Origin of the sequence: Sinanaerobacter chloroacetimidivorans, from assembly GCF_018128545.1 — a bacterium.
GTDB classification, from domain to species: domain Bacteria; phylum Bacillota; class Clostridia; order Peptostreptococcales; family Anaerovoracaceae; genus Sinanaerobacter; species Sinanaerobacter chloroacetimidivorans.
On the sequence record NZ_JAGSND010000040.1, the window covers coordinates 1 to 4,997 of the forward strand.

Sequence of the window (4,997 nt, forward strand, 5' to 3'; positions counted from 1 at the left end):
GAAGCGATGAGAGTTTTGATCTGGCCGTTTGTCAGGAGCTTTCCGATTCCTCTTCCCGGTACGCCGGCATCGTTGCAAATGATGGTGAGGTTCTTTACCCCTTTTTCCACCAGTGCATCAATGAGGATTTCAGGTGTTCCCGTAGCCATAAAGCCGCCTACCATAATGGCAGCTCCGTCTTGGATCGGAGCAATTGCTTCCTGGGCAGTCTTTATTTTATTTACCATGATAATGTCCTTCCATCATTTTTTATTAAGCTGCAATATCTTCCGTACATCATCAGGGTTCGCTATCGGTCTTCCTATTGCTTTGGCAATCCTTACGACACGCTCAACCAGCATAGCATTGGAAGCTGGTATGCCCTTTTCATATTCGATGACATCTTCGAGTCCGGTTCTGACGTGCCCTCCCATTGCAATAGCTATGGGAATCAATTCAACTTGTGATCGTCCGACGGCAGTAACGTTCCAGGTGGAGCCTTCCGGTATGCTGTCAATCATATACATTAAATTTTTAGGCGTTCCTTCAATGGAACCCGGAACATTCATCACAAAATTAAAGTGCAGCGGGCCGGTTAAAATACCTTTCTTCAGCAGTCTCTTGGCATTAGTGATCATGGCCAGATCAAAAGCCTCGATCTCCGGTTTGATCCCGTTGTCTTTCATTTTCAATGCCAGTGCTTCTACCAGCTCCGGTGAATTGGCGTTTACACTAGTCGGAAAGTTTGAAGAACCGGTGGAAAGGCTGGCCATTTCAGCACTCAGATCCAGCATCTGGCCTCGCCAATCTACGGTGTTTTCTCCTCCCCTTGCCCCTGTTGACAACTGTCTGACGACATTCACCTTCTCCTTGTCAAGCAGGTTCAATACTTGTTTGAAAATTCCGCGGTCACTTGTAGGCATCTGATTCTCGTCTCTTACATGTATATGCGCCACAGATGCACCGAGAGCGACACATTGCTTTATATCGTCAACGATTTCCCTTACACTAACAGGTGTGTTTGGGTTCATTTCTTTCGTGGGGACATTCCCCGTATGCGCTATCGTTATTATTAATTTTTCCATAATCCTACTCCTCAAGCCGAATAAATTTATGCCTTCCTTTAGAAAACCTCTTCACAAGTCTTTTTAATTGCACCTTCCAATGCATCATACAGCTCGTCAACTTCATCCTTATTGATATTAATTGGAGGAGTTATTTGAGTATGGTCTCCTCGAAGGCCGTCAGCCGAACCGCCGCCGGGATAAGGGGAAATGCCCAGCTCCAGACAGTGGTCATTGACGATTGAACTTATCTTTGCGCAAGTCTCAAAGGGCTCTTTTGTTTTTTGATCCTTTACAAATTCAACCCCGATCATCAACCCTTTTCCCCTTATATCTCCAACAATCGGATATTTGTAGAGATTTTGTAATTTGCCCATGAGGTATTCGCCCTGCTTTGCGCAGTTATCAACGTATTTTTCCCTCTCCATGATTTCAATGACCTTGCTTGAGATTCCGGCGGAAAGCGGGTTGCCCGCATATGTATGCCCATGATGGAAGCTGCCAGAGCCTTTCACCATAATCGTGGTGAAGATTTCGTTGTTTGCTATTGCCGCACCGATCGGTGTATACCCGCAGCTCATACCTTTTGCGGTGCACATGATATCCGGGACTGCATCCCCGAAATGCTCGATGGCCATTTTTCTGCCTGTTCTTCCAAATCCGGCCATAACCTCGTCGTCGATCCATAAAACATCATATTTGGTGCAAATATTTCTTATCATCTTGAAGTAGATTGGTGCAGGGTGAACGCCGGGGGCGGCGGAACCAACAACGGGTTCACTAATGAAAGCCATGATATTTTCAGGTCCCTGTCTTAGAATTTCAGCCTCCAGTGCCTCCGCGCATTTTATACTGGTTTCCTCAAGTGTTTCACATCCCCATTGGTTTCTATAGTGGTAAAACTGAGGAATTTTAGGGAACTGGGCCAGCATCGGGTCATACATTTTCTTTCTTCCTGTAATTCCCGTAACGGCAAGGGCGCCAAGGGTGTTGCCGTGGAATGAGGTCCATTTTGAGATCACCTTCCATTTTGAAGTCTTTCCGCCATCCCTCTCAACAAAATACTGCCTCGCAAGCTTAATCGCAGATTCGGTCGCCTCCGATCCTCCGGAAACAAAGTAGACATGGTTTAAATCTCCGGGGGTCCACTCGCTTACTTTACTTGCACATTCTTCAATGGTATCCACAGTCCATCTTGACAGGTGGGTGAATGCGACTCTTTCCATCAATTCTTTTGTGTAGGCGGCAATTTCTTTATTTCCATGTCCCATATTGGCGACAGCCGATCCGGAGCATGCATCTAAATATCTCCTCCCTTCCGAATCATACAAATAGACGCCTTCCGCCCTTTCTATTTTCGGATATCTCCAATTTTGATTTCTGTAAAATACGTTATTCCTCGGTGCCTTATTGAAACTCATTTTAATTCCTCTCTTTTTATAGTTCTTCCATAATCTCAATTACTGCATATTTTTATTATTAAACGTTTGATGATAATATCACTTCTTCCTCCGCTTTTGCATCGAATTCGATAATGTCGGCAGGTGTCATCGTTGCTGCAACTTTCAGCTGCTCCCTGTCTAATTCTCCTTGCATTGCAGCAATACAAAGTGAAGTCACAATATCTCCCGTGGCGTTTGTCGATGTATGCGCCTGGTCAACAATTCTATATATACCTGCTACCAACGCAATGGCATCCAGCGGAAAGCCCAGCGAAGTAAGTAATGTTGTGCTTATTACAAGCCCAATCTGAGGAGTTGCCGCACAGCCTACACTTAACAGCGTAGCGGTGCCGGCAGCAAGAATCTGCTGGCTAATCGGAAGGTCAACACCATAAAGCTGCGCCGCAAACAATACGATGATTGCAAAATAAATGCAGGTACCATTCATATTGGCAGTCGCTCCAAGGGGAAGAACAAAATTTGAAATTTCCTTCGGCACTCCAAGTCGGGGAGCCACCTTCATGGAACGGGGCAGTGCCGCGTTTGTTGTGCATGCACTGAAAGCAAGCAGCCAAGGTTCAAAAGCATGTTTCCAGAACGTCCTGATGCTCACTCTCGCAATGAAGGTCAGGAATAAACTGTATACGCCTGCGACCATGATGAAATTCGCAAGGTAATCAACTGCGATAAACTTAAGTACCGGCCCGAAAATTTTAATGCCGTAAGTTCCAAGAGCTACCGCCATAAGACCGAATACTCCGTATGGAATAATTCCAAGAATAAATAAGATCATCCGGAACATCGCATCTGACAACACCTTGATCCCATTTGCTACCGGAGCGGCCTTCTCCCCCAAAGCGATAAGTGCAAGACCAAGAAATAGTGCAAATACGATAATCGGAAGCATATCCCCTGACGATAAGGAGGTAAAGGGATTAAGCGGAATCATATTTAATATGGTTTCATAGGGTCCGGCAATTTGATTTACTGTAATCTCATTTGCCATTTCACCAATGGTTATTCCTATACCCGGCTTAACGATATTTACAATTACAAGACCGATACCGGCCGCGATCATTCCGCTTGCCAAGAAAAATACAATCGTTTTGACGCCGATGGATCTGAGCTTTTTTATATCTCCCAGAGATACTGCCGCGTCAATGATACAGAACAATACAAGTGGTACGACAACCATTCTGATCAACCTGATGAATAAATTCCCCACAAAGGATAAGAACGGAAAAACGTAATCTGCAATAAACGGATTCTCAGTTCCTCCCAGGAAGTTCAGGATGTACCCGACTATAACGCCTCCGATTAAGCCGATGAAAATTTTCTTTACCAAAGACATTTTTTTCTTTTCGCCTGCTAAAGGTGAAACCATGTTCAATTCTCCTTTCGTTTTTTAATTTATTTTAATTTAAGCGCTTAAATTACCACAGGGTCGGTTTTGCAGCGAAATAGCTGCCGTTAAGAGAAATCAAAAATCCAGTAAAATGTAAAATATTTGTTTATGACATGCAAATAGATTTTACATTTCACTGGATTCTAATCGCTTATCAAGAAACCATATCGTTTCTTACACAATTAAAGCAGTCCTATTATTTACGTTTACTTCCATATTATTTTTTATGCTCTTGGCGCCAGTTAATATATTTTTCATAGATTAATTTCAATATTACACATACCGCCTTTTGCGATGCCCCTAAGTATCTTTTTTTAATCCTTTCAAGCAACGGTTCAATCGCATTTTTATCAATATTATATCCTACAATAATCTGCTTCAGAAAGCTTCTGGCTTCATCCGTCAGAAGCGTGATCGAGGCGTCTTCGATTTCACCTGTTTCCCAATTGATTACCAAACCGATATCAAGTGCTTTATACATCTCGGCGGATGGCATTTCTGAAGGCAGTTTGGCATATGCACTAAGGTAAATACTGTTTTCACTGTACTGTTTCATAGATTCACTTAGTATAATGCTATCGCACTATACGCCTCACTCCTTTCAAGAAAACTTATATATAATTTTGCTCAAATTTTATGATCTGTATGTTTATAACTGCTTATACAAAAAAACAAACATAAAACCAATTATGTTTGTTAGGTTTTGTTTGTTCGTACATGGATCGTTTCTGATCATGCCGCAAACAAAGTAACAATTTTCGACCTTCCGTCTTTTATGGCATCATAATAACATAGAACAATTATTGAATCAATAGCTTTTTTGAGTTTTCTGAAAATTATAGATTTGGTGGATTTCACCGAGCGTGAATTCCTATTTTATCGTAACCGAAAGTAATCCGACCGGCCGATAAAAATTGGAGCTGATTATTTATCCCTTCTCTTCGGAATAACGTCATCAGCTCCAATTATTTTTCTAAAATAAATGTTCAGCTATTTTTAAAAAATTATTTTAATAGGCTATGCCATCGGTTTTAAATCCGGACTGATGATCAGCTTGCATTCCGTGGCTTCCTGAATCTGTTCTACCGTGTAATCAGGATGCAGCTC

General features: G+C 42.5%; 5 protein-coding genes. All 5 read right to left on the reverse strand.

Features of this window, described 5'->3' with window-relative positions:
• Nucleotides 1-227: CoA-transferase (locus KCX82_RS22650; RefSeq protein WP_319633373.1), on the reverse strand; the 227-nt coding region annotated here is incomplete at its 3' end.
• Nucleotides 228-242: 15 nt separating this feature from the next.
• On the reverse strand, nt 243-1,064 hold the full coding sequence (locus KCX82_RS22655; protein ID WP_227020712.1) for a beta-keto acid cleavage family enzyme: 822 nt from the start codon (nt 1,062-1,064) through the stop codon (nt 243-245).
• A 38-nt stretch (nt 1,065-1,102) separates the two neighbouring features.
• A complete protein-coding gene (locus KCX82_RS22660; RefSeq protein WP_227020713.1) occupies nt 1,103-2,464 on the reverse strand; it encodes an aminotransferase family protein in 1,362 nt (453 codons plus the stop codon).
• A 58-nt stretch (nt 2,465-2,522) separates the two neighbouring features.
• Nucleotides 2,523-3,869, reverse strand: a complete 1,347-nt coding sequence (locus KCX82_RS22665; protein ID WP_227020714.1) for a dicarboxylate/amino acid:cation symporter — start codon at nt 3,867-3,869, stop codon at nt 2,523-2,525.
• 238 nt (nt 3,870-4,107) lie between these two features.
• The gene (locus tag KCX82_RS22670) at nt 4,108-4,446 is read right to left on the reverse strand and encodes a DUF3870 domain-containing protein (RefSeq protein WP_227020715.1); all 339 of its coding nucleotides are present in this window, start codon (nt 4,444-4,446) and stop codon (nt 4,108-4,110) included.
• Between the last annotated feature and the right edge of the window lie 551 nt (nt 4,447-4,997).

Bases quoted from the DNA above. Each gene is read 5' to 3' on its own strand.
- KCX82_RS22660 (WP_227020713.1), bottom strand. From the start codon at position 2,464: ATGAGTTTCAATAAGGCACCGAGGAATAACGTATTTTACAGAAATCAA.
- KCX82_RS22665 (WP_227020714.1), bottom strand. From the start codon at position 3,869: ATGGTTTCACCTTTAGCAGGCGAAAAGAAAAAAATGTCTTTGGTAAAG.
- KCX82_RS22655 (WP_227020712.1), bottom strand. From the start codon at position 1,064: ATGGAAAAATTAATAATAACGATAGCGCATACGGGGAATGTCCCCACG.
- KCX82_RS22670 (WP_227020715.1), bottom strand. From the start codon at position 4,446: ATGAAACAGTACAGTGAAAACAGTATTTACCTTAGTGCATATGCCAAA.